Below are 19,437 nucleotides of genomic sequence, written 5' to 3'. Positions count from 1 at the left end.
TTCTCTTACCCTCATTACTGGCATCCAAACATGGCTCAATACGTATTCACTATGAACCGCGTCGGCAAGATCGTGCCGCCGAAGCGTCAGATCCTGAAAGACATCTCGCTGTCCTTCTTCCCCGGCGCCAAGATCGGCGTGCTCGGCCTGAACGGCTCCGGCAAATCGACACTGCTGAAAATCATGGCCGGCATCGACAAGGAAATCGAAGGCGAAGCAACGCCGGCGCCGAACCTGAACATCGGCTACCTGCCGCAGGAACCGCAGCTCGATCCGGAAAAGAACGTGCGCCAGGAAGTCGAAAGCGCACTCGGCGAAGTGTTTGAAGCGCAAGCCAAGCTCGATGCCGTGTACGCGGCGTACGCGGAAGAAGATGCCGATTTCGATGCGCTCGCCACCGAGCAGGCGCGCCTGGAAGCGATCATCTCCGCCTCCGACGGCAACAGCCTCAACCAGCAACTGGAAATGGCCGCCGACGCGCTGCGCCTGCCGCCGTGGGATGCCAAGATCGGTGTGCTGTCGGGCGGTGAAAAGCGCCGCGTGGCGCTGTGCAAGCTGCTGCTTTCCAAGCCTGACATGCTGCTGCTCGACGAACCGACCAACCATCTGGACGCCGAATCGGTGGACTGGCTGGAACAGTTCCTGCTGCGCTTCCCGGGCACCGTCGTCGCCATCACCCATGATCGCTACTTCCTCGACAACGCCGCCGAATGGATCCTGGAACTGGATCGCGGCCACGGCATCCCATGGAAGGGCAATTACTCGTCCTGGCTGGAGCAGAAGGAAGCGCGCCTGAAGCAGGAAGAAGCGACCGAATCGGCACGCCAGAAGACCATCGCCAAGGAACTCGAATGGGTGCGCCAGAATCCCAAGGGCCGCCAGGCCAAGAGCAAGGCGCGTCTGTCGCGTTTCAACGAGTTGAGCGAGCACGAATACCAGAAGCGCAACGAGACTTCGGAAATCTTCATTCCGGTGGCTGAGCGTCTGGGCAACGAAGTCATCGAATTCAAGGGCGTCAGCAAGGGTTACGGCGATCGTCTGCTGATCGACAACCTCAACTTCAAGATCCCTGCGGGCGCCATCGTCGGCATCATCGGCCCCAACGGCGCCGGCAAGTCGACCTTGTTCCGCATGCTGGCGGGCCGCGAACAGCCGGACAGCGGCGATCTGGTGCTGGGACCTACGGTGAAGATTTCGCTGGTCGATCAGTCGCGCGAAGATCTGGAAAACAAGAAGACCGTCTTCGAAGACGTCGCCGGCGGCGCCGACATCCTGACGGTGGGCCGTTTCGAAATGCCGTCGCGTGCGTATCTTGGTCGCTTCAACTTCAAAGGCGGCGATCAGCAAAAGATCGTCGGCAACCTGTCCGGCGGCGAGCGCGGTCGTCTGCATCTGGCCAAGACGCTGCTGCAAGGCGGCAACGTCCTGCTGCTGGATGAACCGTCCAACGATCTCGACGTGGAAACCCTGCGCGCGCTGGAAGATGCGTTGCTGGAATTCGCCGGCACTGTGCTGGTGATCAGCCATGATCGCTGGTTCCTGGACCGTATCGCCACGCACATCATTTCCTTCGAAGGCGATTCGCAGGTTTCCTTCTTCGACGGCAACTATCAGGAATATGAAGCCGACAAGAAGAAGCGTCTCGGCGAAGAAGGCGCCAAGCCGAAGCGTATCCGCTACAAGCCCGTCACGCGCTGATCGCTGCGTTCGTCATGCGCGGCATGACGAACGGCACGCTGAGGCAAGCTGCAACAAGCTATTCACAACGCCCCGATTTCGGGGCGTTGTTGCTTTCAGGAATCGGTCCTGTGACAGTTTGTAATGGTGCCCGGATTTCGTATTTTTTTGATCGTGATCGAAGGTCTCGTGAGGTATAAGAGATGTCATTTTGATTACGAAAAAAACATACGGAGGTGAGATGCTCCTTTTGAGCCGCTTATACAGGGCAGGGATATTGGTTGTATTGTTTTCCGTCTCCACGCGTGTCTGCGGAGGCGATTTTCAGACGGTGCTGATCGGGTTCACCGGACCGCTCAGCGGCATCTCCGAAATGTATGGAAAAAGCACGGCAAACGGTGCGGAACTGGCCATTGAAGAAGCCAATCGCACTGCATTCAAGATCGACGGCAAACGCGTCGTGTTCCGGCTTGTGCGGATGGATGATCGCGGCGATCCGGAACGCGCGCAGCAAGTCGCCAAACTCCTGGTGCAAGCAGGAGTGGTTGGCGTGATCGGCAGTTCCAACAGCACCACCACCATTGCAGCGGCAAAAGTGTATGCGGCAGCCGGCATTGCCCAGATATCGCCTGCCGCAACATCGCGAAAATATCCGGAGCTCGGATATCGTTCGACATTTCGTACCGTGGGCGGCGACGATGAAGCGGCGCCCTATCTGGCGGATTACGTTGTCCATGATTTACACGCCAATCGCATCGCGGTCATCACCAATGGTTCAATATTCGGCGCCGGCATTGCTGCGCAATTTGCCAGTGTCGCCAAAAGCAATGGCGCCACGATCGTCTTCTATGAGACCGTCCCGCTGATGGAGGGCAATTTCGATAGTTTGCTCAAGCGCATCAAGGAACAGGACATCGACGTCATTTTCTTCTCGGGCTATTCGGCGCAATCCAGCGTCATCGCACAAGGCATGTTGCGTCTGGATGTGAAGGCCAGACTCGTGACGTCCATGATGGGCATCGTCGGCCAATCTTTCTTCGTCTCTGCCGGCACCGCCGGCAATGGCGTGTTTGCTCAGGAGCCCGGTTTGCCTTTTTCAAAAATGCCGGGCTGGAAGAAATTTGAGGCTGACTATACGCAGCGCTTCGGTCTCAACATGTACGGGCTGACGCCGTTTTCGTATGATGCGACTCAAGTCCTGATTGCGGCGGTGCGCCAGGCCAATTCGCTCAATACCGGAAGAATCGTGGAAACCCTGCATCAGATCAGGCACCGGGGTCTGACCGGCCTGATTTCATTCGATGCCAAGGGAAATCTGAAGCATCCCTCGTTCACGATCTACGAAGCGCAGAATCAAAAATGGATGGCACTGAAAAGCCACACGCTGCGTTGATGCTTCCGTCGCATGGCGGCTGCTTGTAAAGGCAATGTAACGGCGCTCTTTACATTCGGTCGCTGCGGCAATTTGTGCGCTAGCCTTGCGTTTTCATTGCACTGCTTGCCGGAGGATACGTGAAGCTGCATCGCCTGGGGCGGGGATTCACCCTCCCTCTTTTGTTATTGCTGTCGGCGTGCGCTTCCGGCGGCGCCATTCAGCAGCTCGACCGCGATACCTACATGGTCACCGGGCAGTCGCGCCTGAACGGCAACGACGGCGCCGCCGCCAGTGCTGCGCTCAGAGCGGATGCCTATTGCAAGGAGCGCGGCAAGCGCATGCAACTGACCAGCGCCGAAACGTCGGATGGGGTCTTCGGCGTGTGGCCGTCCAGGAGCGTGGTGATGTTCAAGTGCGTAGGCGGATAAGATTGCATCCGACGCGTCGCAATCCATGCAAAGCGCCTGCCGGCAAGGATTCCCGGGCGCGGTTAAAATAGCGGTCCCGATGCGTCCACAAGATGCACCGCCGGACCGGCATGACCGCATCCTATCCGCTGCAGCCGCCGAATCCTGTTTGTTTTCCTGATCATGTGTTCGTCTGCTCATCTGCTGATGACTGAATTCCCGTACCGAATTCCACATTGCGCGCAACCCGCGGAGATGTCGAAAAACAAAAACATACTCTCACTATTTCTCTCTTTTTCTCTTTTACTCCGCGCTTCTGTCCGAGCGCCTCAACGATTGTCTTATCATGCTTGCTAGCCTTACCCGCCTGTTTCCGCTGTGGGCGCTGTTGCTGTCCGCCGCCGCTTATTTCTCGCCATCCACCTTCACCCCGATCGGCCCGCACGTCACCGGCCTGCTGACGCTGATCATGCTGACCATGGGCGTCACGCTGACGCTGGACGATTTCAAACGCATCGTCAAACGTCCGGCGCCGGTTGCCGCCGGCATCGTGCTGCACTACCTTGTCATGCCGCTGGCTGCCTGGGTTATTGCCAAGCTGCTGCGCATGCCGCCTGACCTGACTGCCGGCATGGTGCTGGTCGGCAGCGTCGCCAGCGGCACGGCGTCCAACGTCATGATCTACCTGTCGCGCGGCGACGTCGCCCTGTCGGTGACGATCTCGACCCTGTCGGCGCTGGTGAGCGTGTTCGCCACGCCGCTGCTGACCGAGCTGTATGTCGATGCCTCGATCCACTTCGACGCGCATGCGATGCTGATGAGCATCGTGCAGATTGTGGTGGTGCCTATCGTCGTCGGCGTCGTGCTGAACCTGTTCGCGGGGAAGCTGATCCGCCGTATCGAGCCTTACCTGTCGCTGGTGTCGATGGTTGCGATCCTGCTGATCATTGCCGCCGTGGTCGGCGGCAGCCAGGCCAGCATCGCTTCGGTCGGGCTGGTGGTGCTGGTCGGCGTCATCCTGCACAATGCCCTGGGTTTGCTGGGTGGTTACTGGGGCGGTCGCCTGCTCGGGTTCGACGAAGCCATCTGCCGCACGCTGGCGATCGAAGTCGGCATGCAGAACTCCGGCCTGGCCGCTGCGCTGGGCAAGCTCTACTTCACGCCGCTGGCGGCATTGCCGGGCGCGCTGTTCTCGGTCTGGCACAATCTGTCGGGTTCGATGCTGGCCGGCTACTGGCGCGGTCGCCCGCCGAAAGACCAGGCTTGATCAGGTTCTCGGCATGAATGAAAAAAGCGGACTCCGGGCCGCTTTTTTCATGTCCGGCGCCGGTATTTATCGTGCATCATGCGAGGCATCGTTTGTGCAGAAAAAGGAAGATCGATCATGAAGAAACGACAATTTCTCGCCGCCGGCCTGCTTGGCATGAGCGGCGTCGCCGTCGCGGCAAACAAGAAGATGCAGGCCGCCTGTGCCGGCGGCAAAGAGTCCGGCCCGGTGCTGCTGACCGTCACCGGCGCCATCGGCGCAGGCAATCGCGGCGCGCTCGATCCGGCGCTGGATCAGATGATGGCCAAGCAGAAGCTGCAATTCAACCGCGCCCACACTTTCGACTTTGCATCCTTGAGCGCCTTGCCGCAAACCACCATCAAGCCCACGCTGGAATACGACAGCAAGCAGCACGTGCTGAGCGGTCCTCTGCTGACTGACGTCGTCAATGCCGCCGGCGCCGGCGCGGGCAGCGACGTGCTGCTGCGCGCCGTCGACGGCTATGCCGTGCAGGTGGCGCTGGCCGAGATCCGCAAGTACCGCTTCATCGTCGCCACGCATCTCGACGGCAAGCCGATTCCGCTGGGCGGGCTCGGTCCCTTGTGGGCGGTATACGACGCCGACAGTTTCCCGGACATCATGGAGAAGCCGATCAGCGCACGTTTTGCGCTGTGCCCGTGGGGCATGTATCACATCGAAGTGAAGGTGTAGATCTGATCACGCCGGGCGGCATGCGCGGATCATGCCGGCTCAGATATGCATCGCCGCCAGCGTGCCCAGGATCACGCTGGCGCCCGCGGCGGTGTAGGAAATACGCTTGAGCCAGTTCTTGCGGGTGAGCAGCGTGATGGCCGCCAGAGAGATGGCGATCTGGATCGCCGTCATGGACTGCGCCCAGCGGTGGTGCTGGTGCAGTTTGACTTCGGACAGCTCGTCCCATTCCTTGGATTGTTCTTCCAGCTTTTCGGCGGCCTTGCGGATGTCTTCCTTTTCCGACTTGTAGCGTTCCGCCGCAGCCGTGTATTTCGCCGCGTCGACGCCGGGAATGGTCGCGGCCAGTTCGGCCAGGTTCTGGCGGCTGGATTTGGCCTGGTAGTAATTCCACTGGTTGGCCGCTTCGGTCTTCTTGATGGCGGCGTTGTTCTTGTTCATGGCGGCGGCGCTCTCGGTGGAGCCGGCCTGGTAGCTGAATAGCGCGCCGATGGTCGCCATGATCGCGGTCATGACGGCGATCTTGCCGGCAAAGTTGTCGCCGCTGCCGTGGGCGTGTTCAGTAACGTGTTCCAGATGATGTTCGTGCGGACTTGGGACTTCGAATTCTTCAGCCATGCGAGTGCTCTTTATAGATTTATCGTGATGGAGTTATCCGGTGTTGCCGCCGGGAACCTGCGCAACCCTCCTTGCGCATGCCATTAATGCGCAAGCAAGGGCCTCAGTTGACGTGGCGCTCGCTCATTGCTCGCATTTATCTGCACCGCGTAGGCAGCCGGGGTTTGTTACCATAGCTGCTTTCCCGTAAAACCTCGCCAAATCCGTCGAAAACCATTCCCATGAGCAAATTCTGGAGCCCCATCGTCAGCCGCCTGACGCCTTATACCCCCGGCGAACAGCCCAAGATCAGCAAGCTGGTCAAGCTCAACACCAACGAAAACCCCTACGGCCCGTCGCCCAAGGCGATTGCCGCGATGGCCCAGGAAGTCGGCGACAACCTGCGTCTGTACCCGAATCCCGACGCCGAGCCGCTGAAGCTGGCGATCGCCAAACGCCACGGCTTGTCGCCGGCGCAAGTGTTCGTCGGCAACGGTTCCGACGAAGTGCTGGCGCATGCCTTCCAGGCCCTGCTCAAGCACGGCGCGCCGATCCTGTTCCCGGACATCACCTACAGTTTCTACCCGACCTACGCCGGCCTGTATGAAGTGGCTTATCGCGCGGTGCCGCTGGCGGACGACTTCTCGATTCGCGTCGACGACTACCTCGGCCACGGCGACGCCATCGGCGGCATCATCTTCCCCAATCCGAACGCGCCGACCGGCTGCCTGCTCGCGCTGGATGCCATCGAGCGCATGCTGGCGGGCAATCCGGACCGCGTGGTGATCGTCGATGAGGCGTATATCGATTTCGGCGGCGACAGCGCCATCAGCCTGGTGGCGCGCCATCCTAACCTGCTGGTGGTGCAGACGCTGTCGAAGTCGCGCTCGCTGGCCGGCTTGCGCGTCGGTTTTGCGGTCGGTCACGCCGATCTGATCAGCGCGCTGGAACGTGTCAAGAACAGTTTCAATTCCTATCCGCTGGATCGCATCGCGATTGCCGGCGCGACAGCGGCAATCGAAGACGACGAGCATTTCGACACCACCCGCAAGGCGGTCATCGCCAGCCGCGGCAAGATGGTGGCGGATCTGACGGCGCTGGGTTTCGAGGTATTGCCGTCGGCGGCCAACTTCGTGTTTGCGCGCCATCCGCAGCATGACGCGGCAGGACTGGCGGCATCGCTGCGCGGCGACGGCATCATCGTGCGCCATTTCACCAGCGCGCGCATCAATCAGTTTCTGCGCATTACCGTCGGCACCGACGAGGCATGCCGGACGCTGATCACGTCATTGCGCAAGCATCTGGCTTAATTTTCCTTAGTTCGACGACAGGGGACGCTGGCGCCATGCCAGCAGCGCCCCGATCAGCAAGGCCGCGGCAGAGAACATCAGGCCTTGCTGCAAGCCGCCGCTGCGGTCGGCGATCCAGCCGACGATGCTCGGCCCGACGATCTGCCCGGCCGCAAACACGATCGTGAAGGCGCTGATGCCGACCGACCAGCTGGCCGGCGGCAGGTTGTGCCGGACCAGCGCCGTGGTCGATGCGACTGCGGAGAGAAACACGCCGCCGAACATCAATCCCGAGATGAACACCGCCACCGGCTGGGCGGTCACCGCCGGCAGCAGCGTGGCGATACTCAGCAGGGTGTTGAGTATCGCCAGCGATTCGCCGCCCCTGAACTTGTCCAGCATGCCGGCCCACAGCCGCGACGACGCCACCACCGCGACACCCAGCAGCGTATAAAACAGCGTGATCATCGTGGCCGACATGCCTTGCTCTTTCAGCAGCGCGATGACGAAGGTCATGTAGCCGATATAGCCAAGCCCGAACATGAAATATCCGCTCAGGCCGAAACCCAGGCTGCGATAGCGAACGCGTCCCGCACCGCGCGCCTGTTGCGGCAGGTCGGGAATGCGCAGCGCCGGAGGCGCCATGAAGGCGGTGGCGATCAGGCTCAGGATGCCCATCGCCAGCCACGCCCATTGCCAGCTGTGCGCCACGCCATAAGCGTTTGCGGCGGCGATCGTCAGCGGCACCAGCCACGCCGAAATCACAATGCCAATGCCGCTGCCGCCATAGAACACGCCCAGCAGAAATCCGGCGCGTTGTGGATGCAGCGCCGCCAGACGGGTCACCAGGATGCCGCCGGCAATAAAGATAAACGCGCTGACCGCGCCGGTCACGACGCGCAGCAACAGCAGGCTTGCGGTGTCGACGAAGAGTCCCGACAGGATGATGAAGAACGCCGTCGCCAGCGCGCCGCCGATCAGCATTTTGTGCATGCCGAAGCGGCGCGCCAGCGCCGGCGTGGCGAGCGCGCCGAGCAGGTAGCCGAGCGCATTGCCGGTGTTCATGCCGCCGGCGATCAGGTAGGGCCAGCCGAGATCGGTACGCATCGGCGACAGCAGCAGTGCGTAAGAGAAACGCGCCACGCCGAGCGCGATGGCGGTGCCCAGCGACAAGGCCAGCGCGGTCAGCAGCGGATGGCGCATGATGAAATCGTGATGCGTCGGGGAAGTGCGCGCCGGATCGGAGGCGGCAGTCGGATCGTGCATGGCTTGTCTCTTGAGCGTCGACGGCTGCTTGCCGTCTGGTTTTTATGATGCGCCGGGGCAGTTGCTGCTGACCGCCGCGCTGCTCAGAGTGTAGCGGATTGCACAGATTCTTGTTGCCAGGCCGTCGCGCCGTCGTCGCCGCTCAATTGCAGGCAGGCGTCGACCGCGAGCGGGTCGAGGCGCGTGCCGCGCAGGCGGCGGATTTCCGTCAATGCCGCTTCCAGGCCGAGACTCTTGCGATAGGGCCGGTCTTCCGACATCGATTCGACGATGTCCGCCACGGTCAGGATGCGCGACTCCAGCCGGATCTGCTCGCCGCGCAAGCCGCGCGGATAACCGGAACCGTCGAGGTATTCGTGATGGGTGTAGACGATTTCCGCCACCGGCAGCGTGAAGGCGATGCGGTTCAATACGTCGTAACTGGCCTGCGCATGGGTCTTGATCAGGGCGAATTCTGCATCGCTGAGCTTGCCGGGTTTGTTGAGGATCTCCAGCGGAATGTTGACCTTGCCGATGTCGTGCACGCGTGCGGCCAGGTAGAGCGTTTCCAGTTGCGTGTCGTTCAGCCGCAGTTGCCGGCCGATGCGCAGCGCCAGGTTGGCGACACGGCTTTCGTGTTCCGGCGTGTAATCGTCGATCAGGTGTTGCAGTGCGAGCAGCGCATCGATGGCTTGTCGTTCAAGCGTCAGCGTGGAGAGAGAGGGCGGTTCGGTAGGGGCGGTCAGGTCAGTCATGCAAGAAACGGAACAGCACCGGGAGCAGCAAGTAACAGCGGGCGAAAAAACAGGCGGGCAGAACAGGCAGAGCGGGCGCGATGAAAAAACATCATCGGAATCGTATGAAATCGCAGGGAATGCACAGAATGCAAAAGCGATATCGGCGGATGCGAGATAATGGCGGCTGACCGAAGTTTATTCCTCTCTTGATTGCATGACAACCGACCTGACTGAAAGTCTCGGCGCTTCGGCGTTGCGCGTGCGATGGCGGCAGATCGCCATTCCATTTCTCTTTTTCCTGCTGGGCTTGCTGTACGCCAGTTGGGCCGCGCGTATTCCATCGATTCGCGACAACCTGCAGCTGGATGCCGCGACCTTGAGTCTGGTGTTGCTGTGCGGCGGCATCGGCGCGGTCGGTTCGTTTCCGCTGGCGGCGTGGCTCAATGCGCACTACGGTGCGCGCCGCACGGCATGGTACGCGGGACTGATGCTGTTGCTGTCGCTGCCGGCCATCGGCTGCGCGCCGGGCCTGCCGGTGCTGATGCTGTTCAGCATGGTGTACGGCGCGGCGTCCAGCTGCTTCGACGTCGCCATCAATGCGCTGGGCGCCGTGGCCGAGAAAAAGGCCGGACGCTCCATCATGTCTTTGCTGCATGCATGGTTTTGCGTCGGCACCTTCAGCGGCGCCTTGCTGGGCAGCGCGGTGGCATCGTTCGAGATCGCGCCGATATGGCATTTCCTGGCGCTGAGCCTGGCCTTCCTCTTGCCGCTGCGCTGGGGCTACAAGTCCTTGCCCAATGACCGGCCGGAGCCGAGTGCCGATCGCAAGATTTTCGCCATACCGCACGGCCATCTGGTGGCGCTGGGCCTGATCGGTTTTTGCGGCGCCATTGTCGAGGGATCGATTGCCGACTGGAGCGGTCTGTACATGAAGGATCATATGGGCGCGGGCGACGGCGGCGCACCGCTGGCGTATGCGGCTTTCGCCGGCATGATGCTGCTGGCGCGGCTGGTCGGCGATCGCCTCAAGGAACGTTGGGGCGCGCGCAAGGTGGTCGGCTTCGGTTCGCTGCTGGCCAGCGTCGGCGTGTTTGTTGCAGTGGCGGCGCCGGCCATCCCGCTGGCGATTTTCGGTTTTGCGATTGCCGGCACCGGCGTGGCGATGGTGTTTCCGTTCGTGTTCAGCGCGGCCGGCAGGCATGGCGCGATTGCCTTGGCGGGTGTGGCGACGCTGGGCTACAGCGGCAGTCTGATCGGCCCGCCGGTGGTGGGTTTTCTGGCGCATGGCTTCGGCTTGCAGGCAGGCCTGGCGTTTATCGGCGTGTTGTGTCTTGCCGTGGCGCTGGCTGCCAGCCGTGCAAAATGGTTGGAATGAATTTTAAAGGAGTGCAGGCATGAAACGATCTCTGGCAATCATCGCGGTAACGCTGGCTTCATTGACGTTGGCGGCATGTGCAACATCGTCGGCGACGACGGGCGCCGGCCTGACCGCCTCGCAATGGGAACTGACCAGCTGGCCCGGTCACGAGATCCCGCATGGCGACAACGGCGAGCCGGTGATCCTCAGCTTCCAGGACAACGGCAAGGAAGCCAGTGTCAGCGGCCGCGCCTGGTGCAACCGGTTCAACGCGCCCTATGTGCTGCGCGAAGGCAGCCGCCTGACCATCGGCCACGCTGCGGCGACGCGCATGGCCTGCATGGGCAAGGCGATGGAGTTTGAATCGGCCTTCCTCGACAAGCTGCAAGCGCTGGATCGCTACAAGATCGACGGCAAGACGCTGCAATTGTTTGCGGTCGACGGCGAAGTGATGACGCTGCAGGCACGCGACAAAGAAGCCGGCGCCGCTGCCGTCGGTAACAAGTAATCCCCTCGAACAAGGAAAGAGAAAAAGAACATGCGCGATCTGGTTTTTTTGCCCGGCTTCATGTTGAACGAAGCGCTGTGGGACGACATGCGTACCGATCTTGCCACGCTGGGCAATCTGCATTTCGGTAATCTGGGGCTGGATGATTCCATCTCCGCGATGGCCGATCGCGTCTTGTCGACGGCGCCGGAGAAGTTCGTGCTGTTCGGTTTTTCGATGGGCGGTTTCGTGGCGCAGGCGATTGCCTTGAAAGCGCCCGGGCGCGTACTCGGCCTGGGTTTGCTGAATACCTCTTCGCGTCCGCAAAGCGAGAAGGAATCGGCCGGCACCCTGGCGCAGATCGCACTGGCGGAAAAGACGCCGTTCAAAGGCTTGACCTCGCGCGCGCTGGCGTCCTCGCTGCATCCGGATCGCGCCACGGATCCGCGCCTGTTGCAACGTTTGCAAGCCATGGCGCTGGCCAACGGCAAGAAAGTTTTCCTGCGCCAACTGTCGACGCTGCGCGACGGCAGCTACGCCGACCTGCATCGCATCGCCTGCCCGACGCTGATCGTGGCGAGCGATGCCGATCGTTTGCGTACGGTGGAAGAGTCGGAAGAAATGGCGCAGCGGATTCCGGCGGCGCGCTTCGACATCGTCAGCGATTGCGGCCACATGACGCCGATGGAAAAACCGCAGGAGTTGTTCCGCATCATCCGCGACTGGCTTGCAGATTCGCAGTTGTAAGGCGCCAATGCAATACGCCGCTCGGAAGCGGCGTATTGCTGCGATCGCATGAAGATGAACGAGCGGGTTTTTCCGGCCCCTGTCTTCATCGATGCGATGCGAGTGTCACTAGCTGGTCTCTTGATTTTCTGTCAATGCGCGCTGTTCCCGCGCGGCTCCGGCATACCTCTGAATCAAACTTGATCGCACTTCCGCTTGAGAGCGGATTCAGTGCGCGAACTCAGTGCGACTTGTCGTAAGGATCATCCTTGCGCGGCGCTTCGCTGGCGCGTTTGCCGGCGCCCTTGTTGATCTCGTCGAGTCCGCCGCTGCCGCGCAGATCGGTGTCCACCTGGCCTTCACGGATGTCCTGATAGGCACGGCGCATCTCCTTCTGATCGACGTCGCTGCGCTGGCTGTCGCCGGACTGGTCATGCTCATGGGGGAGACGGGCTTTGTTTTCCGGTTTTGGATGGCGGTCTTTTCTGGTGCGGAGAAAGCTGGTCATAAAAATCCTCACGTGTATGGTGTCTGAAGCTGTACGACATACAAGCGGGAAAGAAGTGCCGAAGAAGTGAAGTTAGTTACAAAGTCATTTGCAAGCGATGAGCTTGTCCGACAGAAGCTGTCTGTCGGAGTCGTGCCGGCGGGATCCCGGGACGGCCCGTAAAGCCGCGCCGGTACTTGCTTTGCCGACGATGCGCCATATCGTCGGCAGCCGTTCAAATAGCCAGGCGTTGACGCGCTGCAGCGTATTCTTTTTCCAGGCGATCCACCATTTCAGCGACCGTCGGCACGTCGTCCATCAGGCCCACCGCCTGGCCTGCGCCCCAGATGTCGCGCCATGCCTTGGCCTTGGTGTCGCCGCCGGAGCCGAAATTCATCTTGGTCTTGTCCGCTTCCGGCAGGTTGTCGGGATCGAGCCCGGCATTGATGATGGACTTCTTCAGGTAGTTGCCGTGCACGCCGGTGAACAGGTTGGTATAGACCACATCGGCGGCAGTCGAGTCGACGATGGCCTGGCGATATTCGTCGGTGACGTTGGCTTCCCTGGTCGCCAGCCAGCGCGAACCGATGTAAGCCAGGTCGGCGCCCATGGCCTGCGCCGACAGGACGGCGTCGCCCGTGGCGATTGCGCCCGACAGGATCAGCGGACCCTTGAAGAACTTGCGCACTTCGCCCACCAGCGCGAACGGCGACAGCGCGCCCGCATGGCCGCCGGCGCCGGCCGCCACCAGGATCAGACCGTCGACGCCGGCCTCCAGCGCCTTCTGCGCATGGCGGATCGAAATCACGTCGTGCAGCACGATGCCGCCGTAGCTGTGGATGGCGTCCAGCATTTCCTTCGGCGGCGCGCGCAGGCTGGAGATGATGATAGGCACGCGATGCTTCACGCAGACTTCCACGTCATGGGCGAGGCGGTCGTTGGACTGATGCACGATCTGGTTGACGGCGATCGGGCCGATGACGGCGTCGGGATGGGCGGCCTGGTAGTCCGCCAGTTCCGTCTGCAACTGCGTCAGCCAGACGTCGAGCTGCTCCGCCGGACGCGCGTTGAGCGCAGGAAAGGAGCCGACGATGCCCGCCTTGCATTGGGCCGCCACCAGCGCAGGGCTGCTGGCGATGAACATCGGCGAAGCAATCACGGGCAAACGAAGGTTTTGCAGAATGGCAGGGAGGGCGGGATTGGGCATGGCGGCGTCTCATCGTTGTAGGTAATCCGAAGATTATAGGATAAAAATATTACGATCGTGCTTTTTTGTGTTGTTGCATCAAATGTTTTTTGCTTTTGACCGATCTTTTCATTTTGCAAATATGCTATTTTTTCCATGAATCAGTGATAAATATGCGGAGCAGGTTCCAGGCATGGGTTTTGCATCCGCTCCCGCATACCAATCCTGGTTTGTCGAAGGTGATATCTTTCCGAGGGGGATATATGAATACCTATCTGATTATCGCCGCCATCGCAGGCGGACTGATCGGCGCTGCTGTGCTCCACAGCCGTCACTTGCAGGCGCGCCTGCGGCACGTGCGGACACGTAGCCGATATACGCACTGACGTACTGAGATACACTGAACCTACAATAAAACAGCACAGCAGCCGTTGCGCGGCGCCGCCTTCGAGCGGCGCCTTGTCGTCTCTGATGCCGTACTTCCTCGCCCGAAATAATTTTTCTTTGTATCAATCAAGGAGGATTAGCCATGGGCAAACTATTTACACTGAAGCGCAGTTTTTTGATGTTTTTTGCAGTGCTGGCGGCATTGTCCTTATTGATGTTCGGCGCCCTGCAATTGATTCTGGACGCGCAGCACGAAATCGAGCGGTCCGGCGACGCACGTTATGCATCCTACAAACTAGCCAATGAGGTCAGGAGCAACTCCGAACATCTCACTGAATCCGTACGCAGCTATGTCGTGACCGGCGATCCGAAGTACGAGACGATCTACTGGGACATCGTCGCCGTCAGCACCGGCAAGAAGCCGCGCCCCGACGGCAGCACGGCATCCATCATCGACCTGATGAAGCAGGCCGGCTTCACCGACCAGGAATTCGCCAGGCTCAATGAAGCGCAGTCGCTGTCCACTGCACTGATCAAGACCGAAGACATCGCCATGCACATGATCAAAGGCGAATACGATGACGGCACCGGCAAGTTCACCAAAAAAGACACTCCCGACCTGGAAAAGGCGCGCAAGCTGGTACATGACGACGTGTACGAAAAAAATGCCGCCGCCATCATGCGTCCGATCAACGAATTCGAGAAGCTGATGGACCAGCGTACCGGCGCGGAACAGGACAAGGCGCGCCGCGACGGCGCCAGGGCTTATGTCGTCGCGATGATCATGCTCGGCCTGATGGTGATCATTTCGGTCGCCGTGCTGTATGCCCTCTACGTGCTGATCAAGAAGCAGCTTGACCACGGTCTGGTCGCTGCCGAAAAACTGGCCACCGGCGACCTGACGGCCACACTTCAGGTGGAGCGCGACGACGAGATCGGGCGCCTGATGGCTGCCATCAACGGCATCGGACAGGGCCTGGCGAGCGTGGTCGGCAACGTGCGCAGCGGGACCGAAACCATCAACGTCGCCTCGCGCGAAATCGCCATCGGCAACGCCGACTTGTCCAGCCGCACCGAGTCGCAGGCATCCAGTCTCGAAGAAACCGCCAGCTCGATGGAAGAGCTGACCTCCACCGTACGGCAAAACGCCGACAACGCGCGCCAGGCCAACTCGCTGGTGACCTCGGCTTCCGAACTGGCGGTCAAGGGCGGCGAGGTCGTCGGCAACGTGGTGCACACCATGGGGTCGATCAAAGAGAGTTCGAGCAAGATCGTCGACATTATCAGCGTGATCGACGGCATCGCCTTCCAGACCAATATTCTCGCCTTGAACGCTGCCGTGGAAGCTGCGCGCGCCGGCGAACAAGGCCGCGGCTTTGCCGTAGTGGCCTCGGAAGTGCGCAGCCTGGCGCAACGCTCGGCCACCGCCGCCAAAGAGATCAAGCAGCTCATCAGCGACTCGGTCGGCAAGGTCGACGCCGGCGGCAAGCTGGTCGACGAAGCCGGCGCGACCATGGGCGAAATCGTGACCTCGGTCAAGCACGTGGCCGACATCATGGGTGAAATTACGGCGGCAAGCCAGGAGCAGAGCACCGGCATCGAGGAAGTCAATCGCGCCATCACGCAGATGGACGAGATCACGCAACAGAACGCCGCGCTGGTGGAGCAGGCCGCTGCTGCGGCCGAGAGCCTGCAGGAGCAAGCCGACCTGCTGACACAGGCGGTCAGCGTCTTCAAGCTGTCCGCCGGCGAGCAGCCCGGCGTGCAGGCGACGACGGCGACCGCTGCCGCCCCACGGCGTCCGCTCGTTGCCAAAGTCGCACCGGTGCAGCGAACAGTCGCACGGACGCCGGCAACCCCGGTCAAATCAGTGGCGCTACCGGCCGCGCCTGCCGCCAGCAAGACAGTCAAGCCGGCGTCGGGCGACGATGCGTCGTGGGAAGAGTTCTGAGGTCTGCACATGAAAAAGGCCTGTCCGTATTACCGGGCAGGCCTTTGGCATTCGCCGGGATGGCGGCAATGCCGTTTCTTTCAATGTCGCTTGCAATGTCGCTTGCACTATTCCTTGCACTATTCCTTGCGCTATCCTTTGCGTTTCGCCGCAATCGCATTCCCTGCGCGGCTCACCGCCTTGCGGCCCAGATGTTCTGAAATGAACTGGCCGGCGTCGACGACGATATCCAGATCGATGCCGGTTTCAATTCCCAGTCCCTGCATCATGTACAGCACATCTTCCGAGGCCACGTTGCCGGTGGCTCCCTTGGCGTAAGGGCAGCCGCCCAGGCCGGCCACCGAGGAGTGATAAATCGTAATGCCGACTTCCAGGCTGGCGTAGATGTTGGCAAGCGCCTGGCCGTAGGTGTCGTGGAAATGCCCGGACAAACCATCGATGTTGAATTCGCGGATCGCCGCCTGCATCACCGGCGCCACCTTGTTGGGGGTAGCCACGCCGATGGTGTCGGCGATGTCGATCTCGTCGCAGCCCAGATCGCGGAAGCGGCCGACCACGTCCGAAACGGACGACAGCGGCACCTCGCCCTGATACGGGCAACCGAAGGCGCAGCTGATCGCGGCGCGCAGGCGGATCTTGTGTTCCTTGGCGGCCTGCGCGACTTCGCGGAAGCGCTCGATCGATTCCGCAATCGAGCAGTTGATGTTCTTTTGCGAGAAGGCCTCCGACGCCGCGCCGAAGATCACGACTTCGTCGACGCCGGCTGCCAGCGCTGCTTCAAAGCCCTTCATGTTGGGCGTCAGCGCCGAATAGATCACTCCGGGTTTGCGCGTGATGCCTTGTATGACTTCGCTCGACGTCGCCATTTGCGGCACCCATTTCGGCGAGACGAAGGAGGCGGCCTCGACATTGACGAAGCCGGCCGAGGTCAAGCGATTCACCAGCTCGATCTTGACCTCGGCGGAGATGGTTTCCTTCTCGTTTTGCAAGCCGTCGCGCGGACCGACTTCAACGATTTTGACTTTCTTGGGCAAGCTCATGGGGTGTCTCCTCTGCCTTGGCGGCGATGCATTTGAATATGGTTTTGATGATATCAGCTTGCCTGCGGCATGCTCCCGGCCGGCGCCAGCGCCACATCCGCCACCGGCGCACCGGTCATCGCCTGCAATTGCTGTGCGGTCAGGTTGAAGACGGCATGCGGATGTCCCGCCGCCGCCCACACGCTGTCGTAACGGAACAGATCCTGATCCAGCAGCATCACCGGCTTGACGGCATGGCCGATCGGGCAGACGCCGCCGATCACATAACCGGTTTTCTCGCGCACGAATTTGGCGTCGGCCTTGCCGAGTGCGCCGACCTGCGCCGCTACCTTGGCTTCATCGACGCGATTGCTGCCGCTGGCGATCACCAGCACCGGCGCATCGTCGGACAGGCGGCGGAAGATGATGGACTTGGCGATCTCCGCCACGCTGCAGCCGAGGCCGGCCGCCGCTTCGGCCGATGTCCGTCCTGCGCTGGGCAGCATGACCACCGGCTTGTCGTGTTTCAGTTCGACCAGAAGATCCGCCACGCGTTGCGCGGAATCGGGAAGGACGTCGGTTTGCTGTTCCATGCTCAATATCCTTTGCTGCGATCCACCAGCCCGACCACGCGTTCGCCGCGCTGCAGGGCAACGATCTTCTCCGCAATCTGCCGCGCCGCTTCACTGCGGATGGTCAGCGCAGAAATGTGCGGCGTGATCGCGATGCGCGGATCTTTCCAGAACGGATGCTGCGGCGGCAACGGTTCTTCCTGGAACACGTCCAGCGTGGCGCCGGCGATCCGGCCGCTCTCCAGCAGCGGCGGCAGATCGGCTTCAACCAGATGGCCGCCGCGCGCCAGGTTGACCAGATAGGCGCCGCGCGGCAGTTGCGACAAGGTCTCGCGATTGAGGATGCCGGCCGTGTCGGGCGTCAGCGGCAGCATGCAGATCAGCACGCGTGCGCCTTGCAGGAATTGGCTCAGCTGTTCGTTGCCGGCATACGCCTTCACACCCGGCAGCGTCTTCGGGCTGCGGCTCCAGCCGCTGACCTGAAAGCCAAAGTGCTGCAGGCTCTCGGTGATGCGTTGTCCCAGCACGCCCAGGCCCAGCACGCCGACGCCGAAGTCGCGGCGCTCGAAAGGCGGCAGCGGCTTCCATTCGCCACGGCGCGACAGTTGTTCATATTCATCGAGGCGGCGGTAGTAGCGCAGCACGGCGTGCGTGGCGAACTCCGCCATCTGTTCCGCCATGCCGCCGTCATCGATGCGGATCAGCGGCAGATTCTCCGGCACCACGTTCAGTTGCAGGATCGCATCCACGCCCGCGCCGAGGTTGAAGACGGCTTTCAGTTCGGGATGGCCTTGCAGCATCTCGAACGGCGGTTTCCACACGATGGCGTAATCGGCCGGCGCGGTGTCGCCGGATTGCCAGAGACGAATTTCGGCATGCGGCATGGCGGAACGGAGAGCGTGCAGCCAGGCGTCCTGGCTGGCGGTATCGGCGGTCTGAAACAGGATGCGCATCGCGTCGGAGAGAATAGTGGAGTAAGCCGCTGATTTTACCCGCAACGCATCATCGTTGCCGTCAGCCGGCATTGTGCAGCAGGACGCCGTCGCTGCTTGCTGCGCCCGCTTTGATCAGCTGTGCGCTCGCCCACTCTGCCAGCGCTTCGTCGCTGAGCCGGAAGTAGCGACGATTGCAGCGCGCCAGCAGAGGAATATCGGCCATCATCAATGCGACGTCCCGCAAGGGAATCGCCTGTCTTTCCAGCAGCAAGAACTTGAGCATGACCTTGACGCTGTTCTGCGCATTGCGCAGGGGATCGGCCTGCAAATAGTCGAGACGCGAATAAGCCGTCGCCAGCGCCTGCTTCACTTCCGTGAACGGCGCACCGTGACCGGGAATCACCACACGGACGTCGAGTCCGGCAATCAGGTCCAGTGTCGCGCGCGCTTCGGCAAAGCCCGACTCGCCGTCCAGTTCGGGAAAGATCACGCCGAAGCCGTTCTGCCACAAGGCATCGGCAGAGATCAGAATCCCTTCCTGCGCGCAATAAAGGATCAGCGAATGCGGATCGTGGCCGGGCGCGGCGAGCGCGGTCCATTCCAGATCGCCGAGCAGCAGCGTGTCGCCGTCCCGCAAGGTGTCGTCGAAGGCAAAGCGCGGACATTGCTGGCCGGTTGCGCGATAGCTCAGCGCCTCCTCATCCCAGCGCGCCACCTTGCTGGCCTCGGCATGCGGGATCGTCGTTCGGCAGCCATAGCGCGCCTGCAAGGCGGCATTGCCGCCGCAATGGTCGGAATGCAGATGTGTGTTGATCACGCGATGGAGTTGCGGCGCATAGTCTCGTTCGTTGAGCACATGTGCGACCAGCGCCAGGGTTTGCTCCGCGTGCGTGACATAACCGGTGTCGACCAGCGCGGTTTCTTCGGCGCCGAGAAACAAGACGTTGTTGGAAGACAGCCAGCCGCGCTCCAGCACATACACGCTGGACGGCAGGCCGTAGGGATGGGTGCGCATCGGCGTCGGA

General features: G+C 61.4%; 19 protein-coding genes. 10 read left to right on the top strand and 9 right to left on the bottom strand.

Annotation, left to right across the window (positions count from 1 at the left end; all coding sequences use genetic code 11):
• Positions 1 to 30 precede the first annotated feature (30 nt).
• The 5 genes from ettA (at position 31) to AKL25_RS19480 (ending at position 5,437) form a co-directional block, all read left to right on the top strand.
• A complete protein-coding gene (gene ettA, locus AKL25_RS19500; RefSeq protein WP_050479379.1) occupies positions 31 to 1,698 on the top strand; it encodes an energy-dependent translational throttle protein EttA in 1,668 nt (555 codons plus the stop codon).
• 190 nt (positions 1,699 to 1,888) lie between these two features.
• Positions 1,889 to 3,070, top strand: coding sequence for a branched-chain amino acid ABC transporter substrate-binding protein (locus AKL25_RS19495; protein ID WP_240475802.1), 1,182 nt, complete (start codon positions 1,889 to 1,891; stop codon positions 3,068 to 3,070).
• A gap of 119 nt (positions 3,071 to 3,189) precedes the next feature.
• Positions 3,190 to 3,480, top strand: coding sequence for a hypothetical protein (locus tag AKL25_RS19490; RefSeq protein WP_157050707.1), 291 nt, complete (start codon positions 3,190 to 3,192; stop codon positions 3,478 to 3,480).
• Between the two features lie 325 nt (positions 3,481 to 3,805).
• On the top strand, positions 3,806 to 4,726 hold the full coding sequence (gene panS / locus AKL25_RS19485; protein ID WP_050479376.1) for a ketopantoate/pantoate/pantothenate transporter PanS: 921 nt from the start codon (positions 3,806 to 3,808) through the stop codon (positions 4,724 to 4,726).
• A gap of 117 nt (positions 4,727 to 4,843) precedes the next feature.
• Positions 4,844 to 5,437, top strand: a complete 594-nt coding sequence (locus tag AKL25_RS19480) for a putative pterin-binding protein (RefSeq protein ID WP_050479375.1) — start codon at positions 4,844 to 4,846, stop codon at positions 5,435 to 5,437.
• A gap of 39 nt (positions 5,438 to 5,476) precedes the next feature.
• Here AKL25_RS19480 and AKL25_RS19475 read toward each other — a convergent pair whose 3' ends face one another.
• Positions 5,477 to 6,055 (bottom strand): DUF4337 domain-containing protein, encoded by a 579-nt coding sequence (locus tag AKL25_RS19475; protein WP_050479374.1) that lies wholly within the window; start codon positions 6,053 to 6,055, stop codon positions 5,477 to 5,479.
• Between the two features lie 221 nt (positions 6,056 to 6,276).
• On the opposite strand from AKL25_RS19475, the gene hisC reads away from it, so the two are divergent.
• Complete coding sequence (gene hisC / locus AKL25_RS19470; protein WP_050479373.1) at positions 6,277 to 7,344, top strand: histidinol-phosphate transaminase; 1,068 nt, start codon at positions 6,277 to 6,279, stop codon at positions 7,342 to 7,344.
• Between the two features lie 6 nt (positions 7,345 to 7,350).
• On the opposite strand, the gene AKL25_RS19465 is transcribed toward hisC, so the two are convergent.
• Positions 7,351 to 8,589 carry a YbfB/YjiJ family MFS transporter gene (locus AKL25_RS19465; RefSeq protein ID WP_050479372.1) on the bottom strand — a complete coding sequence of 413 codons (1,239 nt, stop codon included), beginning with the start codon at positions 8,587 to 8,589 and terminating at the stop codon, positions 7,351 to 7,353.
• 83 nt (positions 8,590 to 8,672) lie between these two features.
• Complete coding sequence (locus AKL25_RS19460) at positions 8,673 to 9,323, bottom strand: HD-GYP domain-containing protein (RefSeq protein WP_050479371.1); 651 nt, start codon at positions 9,321 to 9,323, stop codon at positions 8,673 to 8,675.
• Positions 9,324 to 9,519: 196 nt separating this feature from the next.
• On the opposite strand from AKL25_RS19460, the gene AKL25_RS19455 reads away from it, so the two are divergent.
• The 3 genes from AKL25_RS19455 to AKL25_RS19445 are packed head-to-tail and all read left to right on the top strand — an operon-like array spanning position 9,520 to position 11,896.
• Entirely contained in the window at positions 9,520 to 10,680 is a 1,161-nt protein-coding gene (locus tag AKL25_RS19455; protein WP_050479370.1) for an MFS transporter, read from the top strand.
• Between the two features lie 19 nt (positions 10,681 to 10,699).
• A complete protein-coding gene (locus AKL25_RS19450; RefSeq protein ID WP_050479369.1) occupies positions 10,700 to 11,170 on the top strand; it encodes an META domain-containing protein in 471 nt (156 codons plus the stop codon).
• Positions 11,171 to 11,200: 30 nt separating this feature from the next.
• On the top strand, positions 11,201 to 11,896 hold the full coding sequence (locus AKL25_RS19445) for an alpha/beta fold hydrolase (protein WP_050479368.1): 696 nt from the start codon (positions 11,201 to 11,203) through the stop codon (positions 11,894 to 11,896).
• Between the two features lie 220 nt (positions 11,897 to 12,116).
• On the opposite strand, the gene AKL25_RS19440 is transcribed toward AKL25_RS19445, so the two are convergent.
• A complete protein-coding gene (locus AKL25_RS19440; RefSeq protein WP_050479367.1) occupies positions 12,117 to 12,383 on the bottom strand; it encodes a hypothetical protein in 267 nt (88 codons plus the stop codon).
• A gap of 214 nt (positions 12,384 to 12,597) precedes the next feature.
• Complete coding sequence (locus tag AKL25_RS19435) at positions 12,598 to 13,569, bottom strand: NAD(P)H-dependent flavin oxidoreductase (protein WP_050479366.1); 972 nt, start codon at positions 13,567 to 13,569, stop codon at positions 12,598 to 12,600.
• Positions 13,570 to 14,077: 508 nt separating this feature from the next.
• Between AKL25_RS19435 and AKL25_RS19430 the strand changes: the two genes are divergently transcribed.
• Positions 14,078 to 15,886, top strand: a complete 1,809-nt coding sequence (locus tag AKL25_RS19430) for a methyl-accepting chemotaxis protein (protein WP_083444801.1) — start codon at positions 14,078 to 14,080, stop codon at positions 15,884 to 15,886.
• A gap of 131 nt (positions 15,887 to 16,017) precedes the next feature.
• Here the strand turns inward: AKL25_RS19430 and AKL25_RS19425 are convergent, their stop codons facing one another.
• The 4 genes from AKL25_RS19425 to AKL25_RS19410 form a co-directional block, all read right to left on the bottom strand.
• The gene (locus tag AKL25_RS19425; protein WP_050479365.1) at positions 16,018 to 16,926 is read right to left on the bottom strand and encodes a hydroxymethylglutaryl-CoA lyase; all 909 of its coding nucleotides are present in this window, start codon (positions 16,924 to 16,926) and stop codon (positions 16,018 to 16,020) included.
• A 53-nt stretch (positions 16,927 to 16,979) separates the two neighbouring features.
• Positions 16,980 to 17,498: a YbaK/EbsC family protein gene (locus AKL25_RS19420; protein ID WP_050479364.1), complete on the bottom strand. Its 519-nt coding sequence runs from the start codon at positions 17,496 to 17,498 to the stop codon at positions 16,980 to 16,982.
• Positions 17,499 to 17,500: 2 nt separating this feature from the next.
• On the bottom strand, positions 17,501 to 18,430 hold the full coding sequence (locus tag AKL25_RS19415; protein WP_050479363.1) for a 2-hydroxyacid dehydrogenase: 930 nt from the start codon (positions 18,428 to 18,430) through the stop codon (positions 17,501 to 17,503).
• A 61-nt stretch (positions 18,431 to 18,491) separates the two neighbouring features.
• A complete protein-coding gene (locus AKL25_RS19410; protein WP_050479362.1) occupies positions 18,492 to 19,427 on the bottom strand; it encodes an MBL fold metallo-hydrolase in 936 nt (311 codons plus the stop codon).
• Positions 19,428 to 19,437 lie beyond the last annotated feature (10 nt).

This window comes from Herbaspirillum rhizosphaerae (assembly GCF_001189965.1).
Lineage (GTDB): Bacteria > Pseudomonadota > Gammaproteobacteria > Burkholderiales > Burkholderiaceae_D > Herbaspirillum > Herbaspirillum rhizosphaerae.
The sequence above is the reverse complement of the archived record's forward strand: the minus strand, read 5'-3'. Positions and strand labels throughout refer to the sequence as shown.